The 21,552-nt window shown below is 64.6% G+C and carries 21 protein-coding genes and 1 pseudogene; 11 read left to right on the top strand and 11 right to left on the bottom strand.

The features are described from left to right. Positions 1-13: 13 nt before the first annotated feature. Both B9N93_RS07565 and B9N93_RS07560 read right to left on the bottom strand, forming a co-directional pair. Complete coding sequence (locus tag B9N93_RS07565) at positions 14-625, bottom strand: XrtA/PEP-CTERM system exopolysaccharide export protein (protein WP_085212365.1); 612 nt, start codon at positions 623-625, stop codon at positions 14-16. A 279-nt stretch (positions 626-904) separates the two neighbouring features. Continuing rightward, the gene (locus B9N93_RS07560) at positions 905-2,074 is read right to left on the bottom strand and encodes an aminotransferase class I/II-fold pyridoxal phosphate-dependent enzyme (RefSeq protein WP_085212364.1); all 1,170 of its coding nucleotides are present in this window, start codon (positions 2,072-2,074) and stop codon (positions 905-907) included. A gap of 130 nt (positions 2,075-2,204) precedes the next feature. Here B9N93_RS07560 and dksA point away from each other — a divergent pair, with 130 nt between their 5' ends. The 11 genes from dksA to B9N93_RS07505 all read left to right on the top strand — a co-directional run bounded on the left by dksA (position 2,205) and on the right by B9N93_RS07505 (position 10,987). Further along, positions 2,205-2,645: an RNA polymerase-binding protein DksA gene (gene dksA, locus B9N93_RS07555; protein ID WP_085212362.1), complete on the top strand. Its 441-nt coding sequence runs from the start codon at positions 2,205-2,207 to the stop codon at positions 2,643-2,645. 24 nt (positions 2,646-2,669) lie between these two features. Further along, complete coding sequence (gene gluQRS / locus B9N93_RS07550) at positions 2,670-3,605, top strand: tRNA glutamyl-Q(34) synthetase GluQRS (protein WP_254899353.1); 936 nt, start codon at positions 2,670-2,672, stop codon at positions 3,603-3,605. A 46-nt stretch (positions 3,606-3,651) separates the two neighbouring features. Beyond that, the gene (gene rsxA / locus B9N93_RS07545; protein ID WP_085212361.1) at positions 3,652-4,233 is read left to right on the top strand and encodes an electron transport complex subunit RsxA; all 582 of its coding nucleotides are present in this window, start codon (positions 3,652-3,654) and stop codon (positions 4,231-4,233) included. A 7-nt stretch (positions 4,234-4,240) separates the two neighbouring features. After that, on the top strand, positions 4,241-4,768 hold the full coding sequence (rsxB, locus tag B9N93_RS07540; RefSeq protein WP_085212359.1) for an electron transport complex subunit RsxB: 528 nt from the start codon (positions 4,241-4,243) through the stop codon (positions 4,766-4,768). After that, positions 4,765-6,303, top strand: a complete 1,539-nt coding sequence (rsxC, locus tag B9N93_RS07535) for an electron transport complex subunit RsxC (protein WP_085212357.1) — start codon at positions 4,765-4,767, stop codon at positions 6,301-6,303. The genes rsxB and rsxC overlap by 4 nt, the downstream gene beginning before the upstream one ends. 10 nt (positions 6,304-6,313) lie before the next feature. Beyond that, entirely contained in the window at positions 6,314-7,327 is a 1,014-nt protein-coding gene (locus tag B9N93_RS07530; protein ID WP_085212355.1) for an RnfABCDGE type electron transport complex subunit D, read from the top strand. Further along, positions 7,324-7,947, top strand: coding sequence for an electron transport complex subunit RsxG (gene rsxG / locus B9N93_RS07525; RefSeq protein ID WP_085212353.1), 624 nt, complete (start codon positions 7,324-7,326; stop codon positions 7,945-7,947). Before B9N93_RS07530 ends, rsxG begins: the two co-directional genes overlap by 4 nt. Position 7,948: 1 nt before the next feature. Further along, on the top strand, positions 7,949-8,659 hold the full coding sequence (locus B9N93_RS07520; RefSeq protein ID WP_085212350.1) for an electron transport complex subunit E: 711 nt from the start codon (positions 7,949-7,951) through the stop codon (positions 8,657-8,659). Then, positions 8,656-9,300: an endonuclease III gene (nth, locus tag B9N93_RS07515; protein WP_085212348.1), complete on the top strand. Its 645-nt coding sequence runs from the start codon at positions 8,656-8,658 to the stop codon at positions 9,298-9,300. The genes B9N93_RS07520 and nth overlap by 4 nt, the downstream gene beginning before the upstream one ends. An 83-nt stretch (positions 9,301-9,383) precedes the next feature. Beyond that, on the top strand, positions 9,384-10,463 hold the full coding sequence (locus B9N93_RS07510; protein WP_085212346.1) for a fatty acid desaturase family protein: 1,080 nt from the start codon (positions 9,384-9,386) through the stop codon (positions 10,461-10,463). A 14-nt stretch (positions 10,464-10,477) separates the two neighbouring features. Continuing rightward, positions 10,478-10,987 (top strand): hypothetical protein, encoded by a 510-nt coding sequence (locus B9N93_RS07505; RefSeq protein WP_085212344.1) that lies wholly within the window; start codon positions 10,478-10,480, stop codon positions 10,985-10,987. 93 nt (positions 10,988-11,080) lie between these two features. On the opposite strand, the gene cax is transcribed toward B9N93_RS07505, so the two are convergent. From cax to B9N93_RS07465, 9 genes and pseudogenes are all read right to left on the bottom strand, one after another. Next, positions 11,081-12,223: a calcium/proton exchanger gene (cax, locus tag B9N93_RS07500; protein ID WP_085212342.1), complete on the bottom strand. Its 1,143-nt coding sequence runs from the start codon at positions 12,221-12,223 to the stop codon at positions 11,081-11,083. Positions 12,224-12,348: 125 nt separating this feature from the next. Continuing rightward, complete coding sequence (locus B9N93_RS25420; protein ID WP_085212340.1) at positions 12,349-12,828, bottom strand: glycine zipper domain-containing protein; 480 nt, start codon at positions 12,826-12,828, stop codon at positions 12,349-12,351. 92 nt (positions 12,829-12,920) lie between these two features. After that, positions 12,921-13,796 carry a DUF2092 domain-containing protein gene (locus B9N93_RS25415; protein ID WP_176225181.1) on the bottom strand — a complete coding sequence of 292 codons (876 nt, stop codon included), beginning with the start codon at positions 13,794-13,796 and terminating at the stop codon, positions 12,921-12,923. Between the two features lie 43 nt (positions 13,797-13,839). Next, the gene (locus B9N93_RS25410) at positions 13,840-14,724 is read right to left on the bottom strand and encodes a hypothetical protein (RefSeq protein WP_176225180.1); all 885 of its coding nucleotides are present in this window, start codon (positions 14,722-14,724) and stop codon (positions 13,840-13,842) included. Positions 14,725-14,788: 64 nt separating this feature from the next. Further along, entirely contained in the window at positions 14,789-15,175 is a 387-nt protein-coding gene (locus B9N93_RS07485; RefSeq protein WP_085212335.1) for a hypothetical protein, read from the bottom strand. A 72-nt stretch (positions 15,176-15,247) separates the two neighbouring features. Continuing rightward, positions 15,248-15,961, bottom strand: coding sequence for a DUF3313 domain-containing protein (locus B9N93_RS07480; protein WP_085212333.1), 714 nt, complete (start codon positions 15,959-15,961; stop codon positions 15,248-15,250). A gap of 304 nt (positions 15,962-16,265) precedes the next feature. Then, positions 16,266-17,382 (bottom strand): annotated as a pseudogene (locus B9N93_RS07475) (IS630 family transposase). Positions 17,383-17,550: 168 nt separating this feature from the next. After that, positions 17,551-17,988 carry a hypothetical protein gene (locus B9N93_RS07470; protein WP_085212331.1) on the bottom strand — a complete coding sequence of 146 codons (438 nt, stop codon included), beginning with the start codon at positions 17,986-17,988 and terminating at the stop codon, positions 17,551-17,553. Positions 17,989-17,992: 4 nt separating this feature from the next. Next, positions 17,993-21,550, bottom strand: coding sequence for a type VI secretion IcmF C-terminal domain-containing protein (locus B9N93_RS07465; protein WP_085212329.1), 3,558 nt, complete (start codon positions 21,548-21,550; stop codon positions 17,993-17,995). Between the last annotated feature and the right edge of the window lie 2 nt (positions 21,551-21,552).

Here is a 21,552-nt window from a genome sequence, read left to right as displayed (position 1 = left end):
CCTCGGACGGGGACTAGAAATAAGCTTCGGGGATGATGAGGACGTCGCCCGGCAGGACGTTCACGTTGGCGGAGATATCGCCGTTGTCGAGGAGGTCGTCCACCCGGACCCGGAATTGCTGCTGCACGCCGTTCACGGTGCGGACGATGGTGGAGCGGTTGCCGGCGGCGTATTCGGTCATGCCCCCGACCAGGATCATCAGGTCGAGCAGGGACATGTTTTCCTTGTAGGGCACGGCCTGGGGCTTGGCGGCCTGGCCGACCACCCGCACCTGTTCGCTATAAGGGCCGACGAAGCCGGAAACGATCACGCTGACCAGGGGATTGCGGATATATTTGCCAAGTTCCCGCTCGATATCGCGGGCCAGTTGGAACGGGGTCTTGCCGGAAGCGGGCAATTCCTCTACCAGGGGGGCGCTGATCTTGCCATCCGGCCTGACCGGCACCGAGCGCGACACCTCGGGATTGCCCCAGACGAACATCTCGATGTTATCGCCCGGCCCGATGATATAGGTGTATTCGGTGGGCGGCTCCACATTGGGTGCCAGGGGAGCGGTTTCGCACCCGCCGAGTAAAAACAGGCAGACCACGAGGAAGGCGTAGGTTCGAGGTCTTGTTAGCGGCATCGTTCACTCCCGATTGGCTTGGATAATACGGCTGGCTCCGGGCACCCGCCATCCACGGCGGGTCGGGGCCGGTATGGATCGGCGGAATTCCCTATAGGATAAACAAGAGGTTCCCGCCCACGCGGGAAGAGAGGATTGCGGGCGATCACGGGTTATCGAAGCGGTCGGCCCAACCGGCGGTTTCCGCGTCGATTGCAGCGCGGATTCTGGCGAATACTTGCGGGATGACCACCCCCCTTGAGCCGGCGATTCTAGCATAGCTCGCCTCTTTCTCGATGATTACCCACCCGGACCGCCCCGCACAAACCCGCCGATACGCGCCAAACCCTCCGCCAAACGGGCCAGCGGGGCGGTATAGCAAAGGCGGACGAAACCTTCGGGCCGGTGTTTGCCGAAATCCAAGCCCGGCGTCAGCGCAACCCCGGTTTCCTCCAACAGCGAGCGGGCGAAGTCCTGGCTATCCCGCGAGAACGGACCACAATCGGCATAGATATAGAACGCGCCCTCGGGCCGGGCCGGTATCCCGAAACCCAGTTCCTGCAAACCCGCCCACAGGAAATCGCGCCGCTCCCGGAACAAGCCGCGCCTGCGTTCCAATTCCCGGATATTTTCCTCGGCGAAAGCCGCCAAGGCCGCGACCTGGGACGGCATGGCGGTGGAGATGAAAATATTCTGCGCCAAGCGCTCGGCGGCAGCGACCAAACCCTCCGGCACCACCACCCAACCCACCCGCCAGCCGGTCATGCCGAAATATTTGGAAAAACTATTGACGACGCAAACCTCGTCGGAAAATTCCAGGGCCGTAGGGGAAGCCGCGCCATATTCCAGCCCGTGGTAAATCTCGTCGGAAACCACGAAACCGCCGCGCTCCTGGACGAATCCGATCAACTCCCGCAATACCCCAGGCTCGATCAAGGTGCCGGTGGGATTGGCGGGCGAGGCGACCACCACCCCGCGCATCCCGCCGCCCCAATAATGGGACACCCGCTCCCAGCTCAAATGGAAACGGTCGGCGGCATCGACCGGAACCAGATGGGGCACGCCATCGAACAAGCGGACGAAATTCGCGTAGCACGGATACCCCGGATCGGCCAGGGCGACCCCGGCCCCCGGTTCCACCGACAAGCCCAGCGCCAGCAAAAATCCCCCCGAAGCTCCCGGCGTCACGAACACCCGCCGCGGTTCGACCCGCACCCCGTAGCGCTGTCCGTAATAAGCGGCGATGGCCTCGCGCAACTCGGGCAGGCCGGCGGCGGGGGTGTATTTCACGCCGCCGCCCTGGATAGCCGCCAGGGCGGCTTCCACCACCCAGGGCGGGGTCGGGAAGTCCGGTTCTCCGACCTCCATGTGGACCACGTCGCGGCCTTCGCGCTCCAGCGCCTGGGCGCGGGCCAGGATTTCCATTACATGGAAAGGGCGGATATCGGACGTGCGGCGGGCGATCTGCATCGGCGGGCGATTCCTCGACAAGTAAGGCAAGACCGGGACGGTGGTAAAAAGCGGGACTTGCTATTGCCCCTTACCGTATTTCCTGCTAGTAATATTCGGTTTTTTGAACCTGGTTTTAGGAGTTCAGTGGATGTCCAGCGCCAAAAAAACCGAATCCCAAGCGACGCCTTTCAGCTTCCAGCCCTACCCCCTGGTGGAAGGCGAAGAATACATGAACGAGCCGCAAGTCGAGCATTTCCGCCGCATTCTACAAAATTGGAAAAAAGAACTGATGCGCGAGGTGGACCGCACCGTCTCCCATATGCAGGACGAAGCGGCCAATTTCCCAGACCCCAACGACCGCGCCACCCAGGAATCGGAATTCAGCCTTGAGCTTAGAACCCGCGACCGCGAACGCAAGCTCATCAAGAAGATCGAGGAGTCGTTGGAAAACCTGGAACGCGGCGACTACGGCTATTGCGAAACCTGCGGCATCGAAATCGGCCTGCGCCGTCTCGAAGCCCGCCCCACCGCCACCCAATGCATCGATTGCAAAACCCTGGACGAACTCCGCGAAAAACAAATCGGCTAAACCTTCATCCCGGAATCACGCGCCTTGCGGGAATCCATCCCCTCCCCTCCCACCCGTTTTCCCGAGTACCGGGGCCGTTTCGCGCCCTCGCCCACCGGCCCCTTACATCTCGGTTCGCTCTACACGGCCCTGGCCGGTTTCCTTGCAGCCCGCTCGCGTGGCGGTGCGTGGTTCCTCCGCATCGACGACCTCGACCCGCCCCGCTGCGTGCCCGGCGCGGCGGACCACATCCAGCGCAGCCTCGACGCACTGGGGCTGCATTGGGACGGGAGCGTCCTCTACCAAAGCCAGCGCCTCGACGCCTACGCCGCCGCCCTGGACCGGCTCCGCGCAGCGGGCCGGGTCTACGCCTGCACCTGTTCCCGCAAGGCATTGGCGGCCTACGCGGCGGGGGTCTATCCCGGTTTCTGCCGGGCCAGGATCGGCCCGCCGCCGCCCGCCGCCCACGCCCTGCGGGTGCGGGTCCAGGGCGGAATCCTGGCCTTCGCCGACGCCCTGCAAGGCCGCATCGCCCAACACCTGGAAACCGAGGTCGGCGATTTCATCCTGTACCGGCGCGACCGGGTCTACGCCTACCACCTCGCCACGGTCCTGGACGATGCCGCACAAGGCATCACCGAAGTCCTGCGCGGCATCGACCTGATGGATTCCACGCCCCGGCAAATCCATCTGGAACGGCTGTTGGGACTCCCGGCTAAGACCTACGCCCACATCCCCATCCTGGTGGACGCCCACACCGGCCAGAAGCTCAGCAAACAGAACTTCGCCCCGGCCGCCGCCACCGCCGAACCCGGACGCTTGCTGTTCCACCTGCTCGGCCTGTTGAAGCAAGCACCGCCCGCCGGATTGGCCGGAGCGGCGGCGGCGGAAATCCTGGAATGGGCGGTGCGGCACTGGGAAGCGCGGCGGCTGTCGGCTAGCACCAGCATCGCGGTCGATGCGCGGCGGTTCCAGCCCTGACCCGCTTTCCCCTACAATCCCCGACCCACCCATACCCAGCCACGCCATGAAGGACTATCTGCTCATCCTGCTCGGCACCAGCCTCGTCAACAATTTCGTGTTGGTCAAATTCCTGGGGCTATGCCCCTTCATGGGCGTGTCGAAAAAACAGGAAACCGCGCTGGGCATGGGCCTCGCCACCACTTTCGTGCTGACCTTATCGGCGGTCAGCAGCTATCTGGTTGATACCTATTTGCTGGAACCCTTGGGACTCGAATACCTCCGTACCCTCGTTTTCATCGTGGTCATCGCCGTGGTGGTGCAATTCACCGAACAAGTGGTCCATAAAACCAGCCCGCTGCTGTATCAGGTCTTGGGGATTTTCCTGCCGCTCATCACCACCAATTGCGCGGTGCTGGGCGTGGCCCTGTTGAACGCGCAGCAGCGGCACGGCTTCGTCGAATCCTTCCTCTATGGCTTCGGCGCGGCCTTGGGTTTTACCCTGGTTCTGGTGCTGTTCGCCGCCGTGCGGGAACGGGTGGAGGTGGCCGACGTGCCCGAGCCGTTCCGGGGCAGCGCCATCGCCCTGGTCACCGCCGGTTTATTCTCCCTGGCCTTCATGGGCTTCGCGGGCCTGGTCAAGGGTTGAGGGCGCGATGCTGGCCGTCCTCGCGATTTGCCTGTTGTTCGCCGGACTCGGCGGGTTGCTGGGCTATTCGGCCCGGCGTTTCAAAGTCGAGGGCGATCCCCTGGTCAAGAAAATCGACGCCCTGCTGCCGCAAACCCAGTGCGGCCAATGCGGTTTTCCCGGCTGCCGTCCCTATGCCCGCGCCATCGCCCAGGGCGAAGCCGATATCAACCAATGCCCGCCCGGCGGCGACGATGGCGTGCAAGCTTTGGCCGATCTACTCGGCGTCGAACCCAAACCCCTGAGCGCCACCCACGGCGTGGCGAAACCCAAGGCGGTCGCCGTCATCGACGAAAATATCTGCATCGGCTGCACCCTGTGCCTCCAAGCCTGCCCGGTCGATGCCATCCTGGGCGCGGCCAAATACATGCACACGGTCATCGCCCAGGAATGCACCGGTTGCGAATTGTGCGTGGCCCCCTGTCCGGTGGATTGCATCCACATGGTGCCGGTCCCCGCCACCCTGGCCGATTGGCGGAGTCCCCCACCGCGATGAAACTCTGGAATTTCCACGGCGGCCTGCGCTTGGACGGGCATAAACAGGAATCCACCCGGCTGCCGCTGCAAAGCGCCGCCATCCCTGCCCGTTTGATCTATCCCTTGCCGCAGCGCGGCGGCGTGCTGGCCCAACCCCTGGTCGGCATGGGCGAACGCGTGCTGAAAGGCCAGGTCGTCGCCCGCGACCCGCTGGACCAGCAACCACCGCTCCATGCCGCGAGTTCCGGTATCGTCGCGGCCATCGAAACGCTACCGCTGCCGCATCCTTCCGGCCTGTCCGATCTTTGCCTCGTGATCGAGACCGATGGCGAAGACGAAGCCCTGGCCCATACCGGCCTCGCAGATTTCCGCCAACATCCGCCCGCAGCTCTCCGGCGCTTGATCCACGAAGCGGGCATCGTGGGCCTGGGCGGCGCGGCCTTCCCCACCGCCCGCAAAATCGCGCCGGGCACCCGCCCCATCGACACGCTGATCCTCAACGGGGCCGAGTGCGAACCCTATATCACCTGCGACGACAGCCTGCTGCGCCACCACGCCGCCGCGGTCCTGGCCGGAGGCGGAATCCTCCGCCACATCCTGGGGGCCGGGCGGGTCTTGCTGGCGGTCGAGAACGAAAGGCCGGAAGCCCTCGCCGCCCTGCGTTTGGCTCAAACCACCAGCGCTATCGACCTCGTGCCGGTGCCGACGCTCTATCCCACCGGCGGCGAGAAGCAATTGATCCAGGTGTTGACGGGCCGGGAAGTTCCGCACCGCGGCCTGCCCGCCGATATCGGCGTGGCCTGCCTCAACGTGGGCACCGCCGCCGCCGTCTACCGGGCCATCGTCCACGGCCAACCCTTGATCGAACGCATCGTCACCGTGACTGGGCAAGGCGTGCGGCAACCCGGCAACTTCCTGGCGCGGATCGGCACGCCCATCGCCGATTTGATTGCACAAGCGGGCGGCTACACCGAAGCCGCCGAACGCCTGATCCTGGGCGGGCCGATGATGGGCCACGCCTTGCCCCGCGACGACCTGCCCCTCGTCAAATCGGCCAATTGCGTCCTGGTCGCGGGCCGGGGCGAATTCCTGGCCGAAACCCGCGCCCTGCCCTGCATCCGCTGCGGTGCCTGCGCCGAAGTCTGCCCGGTCCACCTGCTGCCACAGCAGTTGTATTGGTACAGCCGCTCGGGGCAACTCGAACGCGCCGCCGATTACCAGTTGTCCGCCTGCATCGAATGCGGTTGCTGCGATGTGGCCTGTCCCAGCCGGATTCCGCTGGTCCAGCATTTCCGTGCCGCCAAGGGCCAAGCCGCCGCCCAGCAACGCGAGCGCGAACACGCCGACCACGCCCGCCAGCGCTACGAAGCCCGCGCGGCCCGCAAGGCGGAGGAACAGCGGGAACGGGCGGCAGCGGCCCAGCGCCGCAAGGCCAATCTGGACAAGGCGGCGGCGGTGAAGGACGCCTTGGCGCGGGCCAAGCAGAAACGGGCCGACAAAGCGCCCACCCCGGCGATACCCCATCCCGCCGACACCGAAGCCTCCGAACCGTAAAATACCAACCATGCGCTTCGCCACCCCCACACCACCCTATCTCGCCCCGGCCCGCCACACCCCCCGAATCATGGCCGAAGTGCTGCTGGCCTTGTCGCCGGGGCTGGCCGCGCTGGTCTTTCAATTCGGCCCCGGTGTGTTGATTCAGTGCCTCATCGCGCTGTGCGCCGCGCTGCTGGCCGAAGCCGCCGCCCTGCGCCTGCGCGATAGGCCCATCGCCGCGACGCTGGCGGACGGCAGCGCGGCACTGACAGCGGTCTTGCTGGCGGTGTCCTTGCCGCCGCTGGCACCGGCTTGGCTGGCGGTGTTCGGGGCGGCGTTCGCCATCCTGGTCGGCAAACAGCTTTATGGCGGGCTGGGCTATAACCCGTTCAATCCGGCGATGGTGGGCTATGCGGTGCTGTTGATCTCGTTTCCCAAGCCGATGACGGCTTGGCTGCCGCCCGTGGATTGGAATGCCACGCCGCTCGGTTTCGCCGAGACCTGGAACGCCATCTTCCTCCGGGAACTGCCGGAAGGCTTGAACTTCGACGCCCTGGCCCTGGCGACCCCGCTCGACGCCCTGGCCCTGGCGACCCCGCTCGACGCCCTGAAAAACCCGTCGGCCATCCCACCAAGCCTGGGCACGGGCTGGGCCTGGGCGAATTGGGGTTTCCTGCTCGGCGGGCTGTGGCTGCTGGGACGGAAGCTGATCGATTGGCGGATTCCCGTGGGTTTCCTGGGAGCCTTGTCGGGTTGCGCCCTGGCGTGGTTCCTGTGGGAACCGGCGGGCACGCCGACGCCGCTGTTCCATCTGTTCGGCGGGGCGACCATGCTCGGTGCCTTCTTCATCGCCACCGACCCCGTGACCGTCGCCACCACCCCCCAAGGCCGCTGGATTCACGGGGTCGGGGCCGGAGCGCTGGTGTTCGTCATCCGCGCCTATGGCGGCTATCCCGACGGCGTGGCCTTCGCGGTCCTGTTGATGAACCTCGCCGCGCCCACGCTCGACCACTACACCCGGCCCAGGGTCTACGGCACATGACGCTTCCCCAACCGCTCTACGCCGCCGCCTTGCTGGGGGTGTTTTCAATATCCGGGCTGGGCCTCGTGGCCTGGGTCCACGACCACACCCAGGACCGCATCGCCGCCAACGAACGCGCCGCCTTGTTGCAAGCTTTGGAAATCCTGGTGCCGCCCGCCAGTTTCGACAACGATATCCTGGCCGACACCCTGACCGTAGAGGATACTGCGCTGGACCCCCGGCAAGCCGTGACGGTCTACCGCGCCCGCCAACACAGCCAGCCGGTGGCGCTGGTGTTGTCACCCACGGCAGCGGACGGCTACAACGGCGCGATCAAGCTATTGGTGGCGATACGGGCGGATGGCGTGCTGGCGGGTGTGCGGGTGGTCGCGCACCGGGAAACGCCCGGCCTGGGCGATCCCATCGACGCCGACAAATCGGATTGGATACTGGGCTTCACGGGCCGCTCGCTGACCGACCCGCCGGAACCGCGCTGGAAGGTGAAACGCGACGGCGGCGCTTTCGACCAGTTCACCGGGGCCACGATCACGCCCAGGGCCGTGGTGAACGCGGTGCGGCGGAGTTTGGTATTTTTCGGACGGAACCGGGCGCGGCTATTCGACGCCACCCAGGGAGAATGACATGAACCGCTGGCACACCTACCGCGATATCCTCCACCACGGCCTATGGCGCAATAATCAAGCCCTGGTCGCCTTGCTCGGCCTCTGCCCTTTGCTGGCGGTAAGCAATTCGGTGGTCAACAGCCTGGGGCTGGGACTCGCCACCACCGCCGCCCTGGTCCTCTCCAATACTTCGATTTCGCTGCTGCGCCGGTTCATCGCCCGCGAAATCCGCCTGCCGCTGTTCGTCCTCATCATCGCCTCCATCGTCACCGTCATCGATTTGGCGATGAACGCCTATTTCCATGAGTTGCACCGGATACTCGGCATCTTCATCCCGCTGATCGTGACCAATTGCGCGATCATAGGCCGGGCCGAAGCCTACGCTTCCAAGCAGCCGGTGGACCGGGCCTGCCTGGATGGCTGGGCGATGGGGCTGGGGTTCACCTTGGCGCTGGTGGCGCTCGGGGCGGTGCGGGAAGTCGTCGGCACGGGCCGCGTGTTGAACCGGGCCGATCTGCTGTTCGGGGCGGCGGCGCGGGATTGGGCCGTGCCGGTGTTCGAGGATTACGGCGGCTGCCTGTTGGCAGTGCTGCCGCCCGGCGCGTTCATCGGTTTAGGACTGTTGGTCGCCGTGAGAAACCTAGTGGATGCCCGTGCCCGCCGCCGCCAAACCGCCGCCCAAACCGGCCCGCAATTCCAAATCACCCGCCCCAGCCCCGACGAAGCATGAACGCCGAACAACGCCTAGCAATCTTCCAGCGCCTCGCCGCCGCCATCCCCGAACCCACCACGGAACTGCGATATTCCACGCCGTTCGAGCTATTGATCGCGGTGGTGCTGTCGGCCCAGGCCACCGACAAAGGCGTCAACAAGGCCACGGCCCAGTTGTTCCCGGTCGCCAATACGCCCGCGGCCATCCTGGCATTGGGGGAAGAAGGTCTGCGCGAATACATCAAGACCATCGGCCTTTACAACAGCAAGGGCAGGAATATCATCGCCCTCTGCCGCCTCCTGCTGGAACAGCACGGCGGCGCGGTGCCGCGCACCCGCGAAGCGCTGGAAGCCCTCCCCGGCGTGGGACGCAAGACCGCCAATGTGATCCTCAACACCGCCTTCGGTGCCCATACCATCGCGGTCGATACCCATATCTTCCGGGTTGCCAACCGCACCGGGCTGGCCCCCGGCAAGAACGTCCTGGCTGTGGAGCGCGGCTTGGAACACACCACGCCCACGGCCTTCCTCAAGGACGCCCATCATCTGCTGATCCTGCACGGGCGCTATACCTGCGTGGCCCGCAAACCCAAATGCCCACAGTGCCCCATCGCCGACCTGTGCGAATACCCCGATAAAACCCCCGCCACCCCGGCTTAAAGCCTGTTCTAAACCGCCTTGACCGCCCTATAAAATACGGACGTCCCGCCACACGATAAAAAACAACCCCCAGAGGAGACGCTATGATCCACTCCGCCAGCGAGGATTATCTTAGAACCGACCGCACGCCCCTATTCCTCGAACTCACCGAACTCCTGAAACCCATCGACAGCTTTTCCCGCCAACCGCTGTTTTATCTGCGGCGCCTGGCCTGGTATGTCACCGTCCATGTCGCCATGCTCTACCTGCTGGCGGTGACGCCCAATCCCTGGCTGTGCCTGCTCTGGGTCAGCATCGACGCCGTGTACATGTTGCGGCTGGGCTTCATCGCCCACGACCTCGCCCATGGCGCGGTCTCCAACGACGCCCGCTACAAGCGCTATCTGGGCGAATTCGTGTGGGCCTTCCTGCTCGGCCTGAGCCAGGAATTCTGGGACCGCAAACACACCCTGCACCACCGCCTCACCAATGTCGCCCGCAACGGCGACGGCGACCCCGACATCGAAACCCCGCCCTTCATCCTGGGCGAACATCAAAAGCGCGTGGCCGACACCCCCCTACAGCGCGGCATCGCCAAGAGCCAGCACATCCTGTACTGGATGGCCTTGTCGCTGCTGGTGTTCGGCCTGGCCTACGAGAGCGTGGTGTTCCTGCTCAAGCAGGAGTTCAAGGGCCGTCCGTTCCAGGTGCAGAGCAACCGGGCGCTGGTGCTGGGCCTGTTGGCGCTGGGCTATCTCGCCAATAATTTCACCCTGTTCCTGGCCCAGCCGGTGTGGATCGGCCTGCTGCTGCTGCTCTACAAATACTTGGCGGCGGGCTTCGTCATCGGCATCGTGTTCGCGCTGAACCATGTCGGTCTGCCCACCGTATCGGGCGAATTCCCGGTGGACCGGCTGACCTTGCAAACCTACACCTCGCGCAATGTCTCCGGGCCGTTCGGGCGCTGGTTCTGGGGACTGCTGGCCTACCAGACCGAGCATCATCTATGGCCGGGCATTTCCTGGCACAAGCTGCCGGAGGTGGCGGCCATCACCCGCAGCTTCTGCGAACGCCACGGCATCATCTACAACGAGGAAACCCCGTTGCGCTGCCTGCTCGATTCCACCGAATCGCTCAAGCGGCTGGGCACGGAAGCCGAGTTCGTCCCCACCCCCCAACCTTGAGAAGAAGTAAAACCATGATCGGAGAATACCAAAGCTACCGGCTCGACCCGCGCAAGAACCCCGGCTTCCCCATCCTCGGCCTGTTGAAGCTGGTCGTGACCATGGCGTTCATCTACGCCTTGATCGTGCCCATCGCCCTGCTCGACGCCGTGGTGAGCCTGTACCAATACCTGTGTTTCCCCATTTATGGGCTGGCCCAGGTGGAACGTCGGCGGTTCGTTAGTATCCCGCGCCAGGGCTACGAATCGCTGAACTTCATGGACCGGTTCAATTGCCACTATTGCAGCTACGCCAACGGCGTCCTGCGCTACGCCCAGAAAATCGCGGCGGAAACCGAGAAGATGTGGTGCCCGATCCGCCAGAAACTACGCAAGGGCTATGCGGAACCCCCGCATCACCAGGGTTTCGCCGAGAACGGGGAGAAGGAAGCGTTGTTGCAGTATTACGCCCGCTATGAATTGGTCCCGGCGGAAGCGGAACCGGCGGAAGGCGCGGCTTGTCCGGCGGAAACCGGCGGCTCCTGAGCCCGGCCCCGGAACCTGGGCCAAGAAAAAGCCGGGCGGTGATTGCCGTCCGGCTTTTTTCGTGGGTGGCGGGCGGCGGGTCCGTGCCGTGGATCAGCCCAAACCGCCGGCACCGGCATCGGCGGGCAGATAATAGAATCCGATGCCCAGCATGATATAGACCGCCAGCAACATCAGCCCCTCCATCCAGGTCGAGCGCCCATCGGTGACGATATTACGGATCACCACCGTGGTCAGCACGATGGAAACGATCTCGAACGGCGTGAACAACAGGTTCATCTCGGTCCCCAGCAAGGGTGCGGCGAACACCAGCAACGGCACCGCCAGCAAAATCATCTGGATGCTCGACCCCACCGAAGCCTCGATGGCGAGGTCCATCTTGTTGCTGCGGGCGAAGCGGGTGGCGCTGATGATCTCGCCGATGCCGCCCGCCCCGGCCAGCAGGATGATGCCGCTGAACACATCGGACAGCCCGAGTTGCTTGCTGGTGGGTTCGAGGGCGTCGGTCACCACCTCGCTCATCACCGCCAGGACCAGGGTGGCGGCGACCAGGATGGCGGTGGCCTTACCCTGCGACCATCCCGGCGCGGCTTCGCCGTTTTCCTCCGGCACGGTCTGGGCCACCGCACCGGCCGGTTCCTCGTCCTTCTTCTTGAACAGCAGGGTCGCCCCCAGGTTGATGGCGTAGATCAGCAACAAGATGGCGGAAATCTCCCAGCTCAATTCCTCCTCGGCCTTGGGCGAAGACAGATGGAACACGGCGGGAATCACCAGCCCGAAGCTGCACAAGGTCAACAAACCGGCGTTGATCTGGATGGCCTCCTCGTTGAAGCGCTGGGTGCCGTGCCTGAGCCCGCCCAACATCATCGCCAGCCCCAAGCCGAACAACAGTTCCACCAGGATCGAACCGGTGATCGACGCCTTCACCACATCGCCCAGCCCGTTCTTGAGCGCGAACATGGCGATGATGATTTCCGGGGCGTTATTGAGCGAGGCGTTCAGCAGGCCGCCGACGGTCGGTCCCAAGGTGACGGCAAGGGCTTCGGTGGCCTCGGCCATGATCTCGGCCAGGGGGTAGATCGCGACCAGGGAGACCAGGAACACCAGGATCGGGCTGGCGTCGGTCCAGCGCAACACCAGCGCGATGGGAATCGCCAGTAATAGCCACATTTGCAGGGAAATACCTTTGGCCGCCGGTTCCGCGCCGCCGTGTATCGCTTCTTTGGGTTCGCCCATGATGGTTCTCCGGGAATTGTAAAGGGGAGGTGGGACTGTCGTTTGTGATTGGGAAGGTAAGACGGGACGGCTTCGCGGAGACTGGACGGCCGGACCGGGTGGCCCGACGCCAGGGACGAGCGCCGTTATTCGACCGAGTATCCGCGCCCTTTCAGGCAGGCGCTATAGGCCCGGTCGAAATTAGCCATGGCCTGGGATTGGGCCTGGGATTGGGCCTGGGCCTGCTGGGCCTGGGCTTGTTGTTGCTGCTGCTGGCCGTGGCGGCGCATGGCCCCGCCCATGCCGCCCGCCACCGCGCCGATGGCCGCGCCCTTGCCGGCATCGCCCGCGACGGCCCCGATGGCGGCCCCCGCCGCCGCGCCCTTGGCACCGCCCCGCAGCAAGCCACCCTGCGGGCTTTGGGCCGGGGCCGGGGCTTGCGCCTGGGCGGCGGGATTGACGCCGGTTTGTTGGGTGGCCCAGCCTTGGCATTCGGATTTGTCGGCGGCGGTCTGGGCGGCGCTCTGGCCCTTGGCCGGATAGACGATGGGTTCGGCCTGGACCGCCGCGGCCACAGCCAGCAAGGCCAGGATGCGCCGGAGCGGGATGGCTAAGGGATTCGCCATGGAAATTCCTCCTCTCGATGATCTTGGTTTAGAAATCAGGATGGGCCGGGCGCGGCGTGCCCACCCGCCCGCGCCCTGGGATACCCGCCGGCTCAGGGTTGGGGAGCGCCTCCGCCGCCTTCCAGTTGTTTGAGGATCGCGCCCTTCTCGCTGGCGAATTCGATCCGCTTGGCACCCGCCGGGGGTTTGAAAACGAACGCGCCGGGGGCCAGCCTGGGTTTCAAATTCCAATCCGCGAACTCGACCTGGAACCTCGGGAAATTGGCCGCATCGGTGTAGGTCGCCGCCAAGCGCCGGGGCAAGGGGTGTTTCCCGGTCTCGATCCAGATTTCCCAGTGGATGCCCGGCGCCATGAAGGCCAGATGCTCGCAGGGCAAACCGTCCACCGCGCTGGTGCCGACCACGAAGGCGCTTTGCAATCCCTGGGTCATCGTGGCGTAGGGATCGCTGACCATCACATCGGACGAGGGAAAATAAACGCCGGATTGGTCCATCAGCATTTTCAGGGTGTCGTCGAGGGTGGCGGGCGCGGGCGCGGTGGCGTAGAGGTTCTTGTCGGGATCGTAGGCCGCGACCTGCTTGCCGTCGTAGACGATCTGGAAACTGGGAATATCGCCGCCGATCCTGGCCCGCAGTTTGTCGGGACGCTCCAAGGCCACGTCGGCGCGGGAGAAAAAGGTCAGATATTGCCCGGTCTTGCCCGGCACTTCCATGGCGCTGCGCGAGCTATAGGTGTAGGACTTGGCGGAAGCCAGGGTTTGGCTCATTTGCTTGAGCAGGTCCAAGGCCCGTTGCTCTATCACCGGGGCGGGCTGGGTGCCGCCCGCTTGGGGCGCGGGGGCCGCAGCGGCGGGAGGGGATGGCTGCGCCGGGGCGGCGGGCGGCTTGGGGCCGTGGGCGCAACCGAACAAGGTCAGCGCCAGGAAGCCGGGCAGGCATAAGGCGCGGCGGGTGTGGTGTTCTCGCATGATCGATCCTCCATGAGTGGTGTTGTCATTCAGGTTGGGCGGTTCAAGGGGCCATGACCACTTGGTAGTACACGCCGGAGCCGCCGAAATAAGGCTTATACCAGGTCGCGCCGCAATGGTAGTACTCGGCGCTGCCCACCATGGTGTTGACGCAACCGCCGGGCAGGCTGGTGACGCGGGTGCCGACCGGCATGGGTTCCGCCGATTGCTGCACCACCACGGTGGTGTTGGTGGTGGCGGGCTGCGACGACTTGGTCGCCGCCGCGCCCACCATGGCCCCGACCGCCAACCCGGCGACGCCCGCAGCCACCGCCTCGCCATTGGAATTGCAGCAGCCATAGCAGCAGCCACCGCCGCCATAGACCGCCACCGGCGGATGGTAATACGCCGGGGGCGGCGGTGCGGCATAAACCGTGGTCGAATGGTAATAGGCGGTCTCCGGCGGATGGTAGGCCGGCGGCGGGGGCGGTGGATAACCCCGGTTCCAGCTCGCCGAATTACCATAGGCCGTGGTGGCGATGGCGGTGTTATGGTTCCAGGAGGCCGAGCCGCCATAGCGGTTTTCGGCGCTGCCGGTGCCCTGGTTCCAGGAGGCCGACCCTCCCTGCGCCGTGTTGACGCTGCCGGAATCGTGGCCGCTCCAGGAAGCGGTGCCGCCCCGTGCCGTGGTGGCCGTGCCGCCCTCGCCGCGATCCCAGGACGCGCTGCCGCCATAAGCGCCGGTCGCGCTGCCGGAGCCATGGTTCCAAGAGGCCGAACCGCCGTAGCGCCCTTCCGCCTGTCCCGAACCATTGCTCCAACTCGCCGCGCCCCGCGCTCCCGCCGCCGCACCCTCGCCGCCGCCGTGGTAGCCCACCCACGCCCCCGCCGGAGCGGACAGGGTCGCCGCCGCCAGACCCAAGACCAGGCCGTATCTATATCCGCTCATATTGGCTTACCTCCTAGGAAAAAATGATGACCGGGGCGCGGAAACCGCCGCCCCGCCGACTGGGTTAATCGATCACCCGGGCCGTCTGGGAAAAGGCGTTGCAGGCGCTCTCGTCGCGGCACACGACCATGTATACGGCCCGTTTGCCGCAACCGCTGACACCGACGGTATATTCGGTCCAAGGCCCGGCCCAAGCCCCCGCGCCGCGCCAACCATAGCCGCCCTGGACGCCCTGGACGACCTTCTGGCTCAGCACCCTGGACTGGACGCCGCCGCAGTCCAGCTCGAAACCGCCCCGCGCCTCGGCGGCACGCAGGGCCGCCGAGGAATTCTGGGCCAGGAATTCAGTGTCGGTCACGCAACCGGCCAGCGCCAAGCCCAAACCCGCCAGCGCCAACCACGCCGGCAAGCGCCCGGCCCGCCGCGATCCGCTCCATTCGGTGTTTTCCATGCTGATGCTCCCAAAGGGTAGACGATGCCGGGGTCCGGCCTGGACTGGCCGGACCCCGCCGGGGAAAAGGGATTACGGCGTGACCGCGCCGGAGGTCCAGGACGACAGCTTCTCCGCCATCGTTTTAGACCATTCGGTGATGGCGTTCTCGGCATCGCCCCATTGCCATTGGAAGCCGGTGGTAAAACTACCGCCGCCGATCTGGCGGTCCACCCACGCCCCCAGCACCTCGCCGGACTGGGCGTCGCTCAGCTTGGCCCCGCCCTGCGCCCCGCCCACGAAAGGGAAGGAGCCGGTCGCCAGATACTTAAGGTTACTGATCATATGGGCCTGGGGAATAATCATGGACACGCTGCGGAGTCCTGGGGTCGCGGCCTCGGCGTCGGACAAGGCCACGTCCAGCTTCAACACGCCCGGACCCGGCTTATCGACCACTTGGAACTTCTTGCCCAATTCCTGCACCAGTTGCTGATGGAAGAAGTCCACCAGCATCTGCTGATCGGACCCGGACACCTTGGTGATATCGCCGCCCCATAGGGTGACGGGCGCGACCATGATCTTGCTGTATTGGGTCCATTTCACCGCCGGGTTGATATAGCGCAGCGACGCTTGGTCCTTGCCGCCGGGGGTGAGCTTGGTGCAGACGCTGCCCAGGAAGCCGCAGGCCAGGCCATCCTCCTTGAGCTTGGCCTGCTGGACCGTGGAGCAAGCGCTCAGGGCTAACAGGCCCAGCGCCAGCAGAGGCGCGGCGGCGCGGGAACGGATGCCATTCGGTGCATGGGTCATGTGCTGTTTTCTCCAAAAATGTTTTTTTACTACCGGCTTCGGAAATTATGGGCGGATTGGCCGGATCGGCCCCACCCTGGGTCGGGCGGCACGGAAACACCCGGTCCAAACCACCAGGGTCTTGGGGCAAAGTGTAAGCCGGGCTGGCCGCGCCCCAAGGACGGTGACATTCTAGTAGCCAGCCTAGGCCGTAGGGAATCGCGGAACGATCAACGGCCCGCCTCCGCCCCCGAACGCGGGGCCCAGCCCCAGTATGTCCATCCTCCACCAGGCCGCCGCCGACCCTGCCAAGCCTAGTGGCCAGTCATCCTGAAACAGCCGGATAAAGCCTGGCCAATTTGCGCCTGGCGTCCTGGGCGGTGAAGCGCCAGTTGACCGGCTTGGCCTTGGCGTTGCGCTCCGTCACGTTGGCCCCGATCTTCCAGCGCAGGGTGTCCTCGTCCGGAATGCGCCGGGACAGGCAGCCGTTGGCGAGGACGGCGAGTTCAATCGCGGCGATATTGAGCCAACTCCCGTGCTTGGGGGTGTAATGGAATTCCAGTTTCCGGGCGAGGGCGCGGGCCTGCTCGGGAGGGAAGGCCTCGTAGAGGGAGCCTGCGGTGTGGGTGTTGAGGTTGTCCACGACGACCCGCACCACCTCGGCGTCGGGATAAAGCTCCACCACGCGCTTCATGCAGCGGGCGAAATCGACCTTGGTCCGCCGGGCCGTGACCATGACCTCCCGGAAACCCCGCTTGGGTTCGCAAATCATCGTGAGGTCGCGCACGCCCTTGCGCGGGTATTCCACATCGTGGCGGGCGGGTTGGCCCGGCCCCGCCGGGACCGGCTCGCGCACCTCGGCCACGAGTTGCCGGGGGCTTTCGTCGCAGCAGACCACGGGCCGGGCGGGATCGTAGGGCTCCTCATACAGGTCCAGCACGTCTTCCATCGCCGCCACGAACTCCGCGCCGACCTTGGGAATGCACCACTCCTCGTGCTGCCAGGGCTTGAGGGTGTTTTTTTAAAAGTTGCCGGATCGCCTCGTGGCTGCACGAGTCGGCGTACTCCAATTCCACCACTCGGCCCGCCAGCAGTCTCAAGGTCCAGTGGTCGTGCCCGTCCGGCGCGTCGCTGCAAGCGATGGCGATGATGTGGGCCGCCTACCGCTCCGTCAGCTTCGGCTTCTGGCCGGGACGGGGCCGCTCGCTCAGGGCCGCCTCCAACCCCTCCTCCACGCACCGTTGCCGCGTCCTCGCCACCATCGCCGTCGAAACCCCCACCGCACGCGCCATCTCCTCGTCCCGCCAGCCCTCCGCCGCCTTCAGCAGTATCCGGGCCCGCGCCTGCTTCCGCGCCGCGCTTTTACCCCTCCTCAACAACCCTTCCAACCCCGCCTTCTCGTCCTCGGCCCAAGGGTGTCGCGGTTTAACCAGGGCGTCCATGTGGGAGGGTTGGAGGGTTGGAGGCTTACGAATCGGGGAGTTCATGGCAAAGATGGCGGCGCGTTCGTCCATGGCGGGTCCTCTGGAACGCGCCATTCATCACTATTTCATGGCCTGGGATTATTTCCGCCGGGGAGAGGCGGCGACGGCGGTCCACCATGCCGGAACCTAATCCTCCTCGACCTTCACCAGATTATCCGCCGCTATCGAGATATCGTAATCGTCGTCCAAGGGCGGCGATAACAGCCGCTTCCACTGCTGGCCCGGACGGGTCAACAGGAAATACAAGGCCACCGTGCCCTGCGCGGGCTGGGTCACGGTGAATTCCTGTTTGGAACCGGGGATCACCGAAAACACCCCCAACACTGAAGGGTCGGGCGGGTCCGCGAAGGCCTTGGCGGCGACATCCTGGTAGCTCTCCATCATGAACTGCTTTTCGTTGACCGCCCGCGCCATGAAATAGAACAAACGGCCATCGTTGGCCTGTGGCTCGGTCTTGAAATCGAACTCCATCGGCGGCGGTGGCTCGGGACCGCTGGCGCAGGCACCGAGGCAGGCCGCGATCAACAAGGGCAGCGCGGGGGAGCGGCGGGACGGGACAGGCATGGTCTTAGCTTCCGGCGAGGCTGGTGAACAACAACCAAGGATCGGCCTGGAAAGTGTATTCCAGGGTGAGCTTGGGCTGCGGGAAATCGGGATGGGACAGCGCCCAGGCATAGCGGTTGTTGGCGGTGGCCTGGCCCTTTTGCAGCAGCCTGAAGAAGTTCCAGGTGCCATCGGCCACGCTCATATCGGCGTAGGTCCTGACCGCCTCGTTATCGGCGCGGAATTCCAATCCCACCGCCGCCGGTTGCGGTTGCCACCAAGCCAGCGGGAATTTCTGCCACGCGGGCTGCTGGTTGAAGGCCAGCACCGAGGCACCGCCCGCCCGGAGATAGCCCAGCGACACCAAGGGCGCGTCGGGCATCAGGGCGCGGTTGAAACTGGGCAAGGGCTCCTCCTTGGCGGCGATGGGCAGGGGCTTGGGATTGCCTTGGTCGTCCCACAGCATCGCGCTGAAACCTTGGGCCGCGTTCAGCCGCGCCAACATGCCCTCCGGCAGGTTCAACAGGCCGATCAACTCGTTGCGTTGGCCCCAAGCCCCGTTCATATAACGGCACAGCGGCGTGAGATAGTCGCGGAAGCCGGTCCAAAACAACCCTTGCTTGGGGTGCATGATCCCGGTCAACTCGTTCACCGAGACTTCCCGGTCGCGGCCCGCAGTGGGCGCGAAGGGGAATTTCGCCAACATGGGCTGGACGTTGGAATTCCACAGGTCGTTCCAAATGCCGTCGATGCTCAGCTTGATCTCGGCGGAACCGAATTCCCCGACCTTCTGCGGCGGGGCCAGGAAGGGCTGCTGCCAGAAATCGGTGATCCCGGCGTTTTGCAGCCAAGCCTTGGTCAGGCGCAGGTAGGAACTCTCCTCGTTCAGCATGATGCCCCAGGCCAAGCGCCCCATCGGCGACAGCGCCTTCTTGAATCCCCCCGCCTCGTCGGACTTCTTGGGCGCATAGGGCTCCTGGGATTCCAGGTCGGTCTGCATTTGCAGCATCAGCAATTGGTATTTGGCGAACTCGGGATAGGTGCCGTTCTGCTCCTGCATCAAGCGCTGGATGAAGCGAAACGCCGCCAGCCGCTCGCCGAAACCCTTGAAGGCCGTGGACCCGGACAAATCCAGGGCGGTGTTGGTCTTGATCTGCACCAGGGCCTGCAATAGCGGCGAATTGGGTTGCTGTATCTGGTTCAGGACGTATTTCAGCGCCCAGGGCGAATCGATATGCACCTGGAACTGGCGGAAATAATTGGCGTAGGCGGTGGCATAACGGTCGGCATAGGTACGCAGGTTGTTCAGCACGAAATCGCCGAAGTGCTTTTTCTCCTCCGCGTCGATGGGCAATTTGGCGATCACGGTGTCCAAGGCCAGCACGGCGGGTTTCACCTGTTGCGCGAAGGCGTCGGCGGTCAAGCGTCCATCGATGTGACCCTTGCCCGCGAACAGGACCGCGCCTTCGTTGGAAGGGTTCATCTCGATATCGGGATAGGGCGTGGGTTCCTCGAAGAACACCCAGCCGTCGTGGCTCCTATGGCCGTAGACGATATTGCGCAGCATGGCGGTGACCCGGCTGCGGGCGATCAAATCGGTCCATTGCCCGCTGTCGAAACCGAAGGATTCGCCGTCCAGGGTGAAGTTCATGACGGTGGGCACGGCTTCGGGTTTGGCCTGGGCCACGGCCTGGACTTGGGCCAGACAGTCGTTCAAGGGGATATTGGGCGTGCAGGATTCGGCATCGTCCAATCGCAGGTGCTTGAGCAATTCCAGGAGTTTCCAAATCCCTTCCTGTCGCAGTTGGGTCTCGCTGTAATACTCGGTATGGATGGCCTGCCGCAACCCGGTGTGATGTGTCAGCCATTCCACGATTTCCGGCTGATAGCGGTAAACCATCACCCGGTTGACCATTTGCAGCAATTCGGTGGATTGTTGCTGGACCTGGGTTAATTCGGCTTGCCGGATATAGGGTTTTTTAATGATTTGTTGCAACTCGCGGAACAGGATCAGCCATTGGGTGGTGTCCTCGCTGGCCTGTTTGGACTTGGCATAATCGAAGCTATTAAGGATATCATCCAATTCCTCGGTATGGGTATTATTCGCCACATAATCCGTGATCAAGGTCTTATACCGGATCATATCGCCGGAGGGATCGCTGAACATGCGCGTCGCGATCATTTCCCCGATTTTGTTCTCGGGAGTGGCGTATAGCAGGGCCAACATGCGGTTGGTTCTGAAAGGCGCGTCGGGTTCCAGCTGATAGCTTTTCAGCAGGGGGAATAGGTAATACTTCCGTATATCCCGGATCAGGCGCAGCCGCGCATAATCGCTGATATTCGGAAAATAATTCGGCAATCCCACCAGCGGATCCTTGCGTAGGTCCGCGCTGAAATCCACGAACATCGGGCTGATTTTCTCGGGATACCGCTCTATCGGGGTCATGCGGACGGTATCGAGTCTTTCCAGGATATCCGACAGCACCCGCTGTTGATAACGGTAACTACCCACCAGATAGCAAATGCCCAACGCGGCCAGGGCCAGCGCGGCCTTGGCATGTCCGCCGAGCTTGAACGGCGGTGGCGGCGGGGTATCGCCCGGCAGCGGCAGGAAGGGATGGCCGCCGAAGGTGTGGGTTTGCTCGGACAACAGGCACAGCCGCATGATCGGGCAGGGCAACGCGCCCTGTTCCAATCCGGCCACGCGCAGGAATTCGGCCAGGGCTTCCAGCAAACGCGGCGTCCGACTCAGGAAACCGACGATCTTGAGGTAATCCTGGGCGGGACGGGTGGCGAGGGCGCGGCTCAAATGCGGCTCGAAGCCTTCCAGGCAGGTCGCGAGCCTGCGCAGTCCATCGCCCTCGGGGAAATCCAGCCGCAAGGGGATACCACTCTCTTCCAGGAAGGCGCAGAACTCGGCATAGCCCTCGACTTGGTCCATGTGGGTCAGGGCCAGAGTGAGCGGCAGGGCTTCGCCTTCCAGTTCGCCGAAGACTTCGAGCTTGCCGAATAGGGCCTGGGCCGATGATCGCAGGCGCTCAGGTTGCGGTTCCAGCAGGGTGCGGGCGTCGATGACCGCGATGGCCTCGGGCGAGGTGGGCAGGTTCTTCCACAAGCGGCGCAAGGCCCGGTAAGCGCCGACGCCGGTGTTGTAGAGCAGCGAGGCCGATATTTCCAACACCAGCGCCTTGGTCCCCAGATAGATTTGCAACAGGGGATCGTCGGTGGCGCTGGGGTGGAAGCGGTAGCTCTGGCCCTGCCAATGGGTGTACTGGTCGATCATGGCGGTTTTGCCGGAACCGGCCTCGCCGACCACCACGTACAAGGGCGTGCCCAAGGCTTGCCGCCGCATCAGCAAAGGGATGCCGGATTCGAAGCTGCGCCAGATTTTCAGCAGCCGGTTGGCGGCGAGCGGGGGAGCGGACGGAGCCGCCGCGGGCGGTTTCCCCGCGCCCGATCCGCGCCGCCGCCAGATCAGGAAAGCCAGCACCCCCACCAAAACCAGCGCGACGATCAGGCCCAGCCATTCCGGCCAGGTCAACAGCCCCGGCAATGCCGCCGCCGCTTTTTCAGCACGCTCCATGC

This window comes from Methylomagnum ishizawai (genome assembly GCF_900155475.1).
Lineage (GTDB): Bacteria > Pseudomonadota > Gammaproteobacteria > Methylococcales > Methylococcaceae > Methylomagnum > Methylomagnum ishizawai_A.
The sequence above is the reverse complement of the archived record's forward strand: the minus strand, read 5'-3'. Positions and strand labels throughout refer to the sequence as shown.

Coding starts and splice junctions, on each gene's coding strand:
- B9N93_RS07465 (WP_085212329.1), bottom strand. CDS start 21,550: ATGGAGCGTGCTGAAAAAGCGGCGGCGGCATTGCCGGGGCTGTTGACC.
- B9N93_RS07560 (WP_085212364.1), bottom strand. CDS start 2,074: ATGCAGATCGCCCGCCGCACGTCCGATATCCGCCCTTTCCATGTAATG.
- B9N93_RS07565 (WP_085212365.1), bottom strand. CDS start 625: ATGCCGCTAACAAGACCTCGAACCTACGCCTTCCTCGTGGTCTGCCTG.
- nth (WP_085212348.1), top strand. CDS start 8,656: ATGAACGCCGAACAACGCCTAGCAATCTTCCAGCGCCTCGCCGCCGCC.
- B9N93_RS25415 (WP_176225181.1), bottom strand. CDS start 13,796: ATGCGAGAACACCACACCCGCCGCGCCTTATGCCTGCCCGGCTTCCTG.
- rsxC (WP_085212357.1), top strand. CDS start 4,765: ATGAAACTCTGGAATTTCCACGGCGGCCTGCGCTTGGACGGGCATAAA.
- rsxB (WP_085212359.1), top strand. CDS start 4,241: ATGCTGGCCGTCCTCGCGATTTGCCTGTTGTTCGCCGGACTCGGCGGG.
- rsxA (WP_085212361.1), top strand. CDS start 3,652: ATGAAGGACTATCTGCTCATCCTGCTCGGCACCAGCCTCGTCAACAAT.
- rsxG (WP_085212353.1), top strand. CDS start 7,324: ATGACGCTTCCCCAACCGCTCTACGCCGCCGCCTTGCTGGGGGTGTTT.
- B9N93_RS07505 (WP_085212344.1), top strand. CDS start 10,478: ATGATCGGAGAATACCAAAGCTACCGGCTCGACCCGCGCAAGAACCCC.
- B9N93_RS07480 (WP_085212333.1), bottom strand. CDS start 15,961: ATGACCCATGCACCGAATGGCATCCGTTCCCGCGCCGCCGCGCCTCTG.
- B9N93_RS25420 (WP_085212340.1), bottom strand. CDS start 12,828: ATGGCGAATCCCTTAGCCATCCCGCTCCGGCGCATCCTGGCCTTGCTG.
- B9N93_RS07520 (WP_085212350.1), top strand. CDS start 7,949: ATGAACCGCTGGCACACCTACCGCGATATCCTCCACCACGGCCTATGG.
- B9N93_RS07510 (WP_085212346.1), top strand. CDS start 9,384: ATGATCCACTCCGCCAGCGAGGATTATCTTAGAACCGACCGCACGCCC.
- B9N93_RS07530 (WP_085212355.1), top strand. CDS start 6,314: ATGCGCTTCGCCACCCCCACACCACCCTATCTCGCCCCGGCCCGCCAC.
- cax (WP_085212342.1), bottom strand. CDS start 12,223: ATGGGCGAACCCAAAGAAGCGATACACGGCGGCGCGGAACCGGCGGCC.
- B9N93_RS07485 (WP_085212335.1), bottom strand. CDS start 15,175: ATGGAAAACACCGAATGGAGCGGATCGCGGCGGGCCGGGCGCTTGCCG.
- dksA (WP_085212362.1), top strand. CDS start 2,205: ATGTCCAGCGCCAAAAAAACCGAATCCCAAGCGACGCCTTTCAGCTTC.
- B9N93_RS25410 (WP_176225180.1), bottom strand. CDS start 14,724: ATGAGCGGATATAGATACGGCCTGGTCTTGGGTCTGGCGGCGGCGACC.
- B9N93_RS07470 (WP_085212331.1), bottom strand. CDS start 17,988: ATGCCTGTCCCGTCCCGCCGCTCCCCCGCGCTGCCCTTGTTGATCGCG.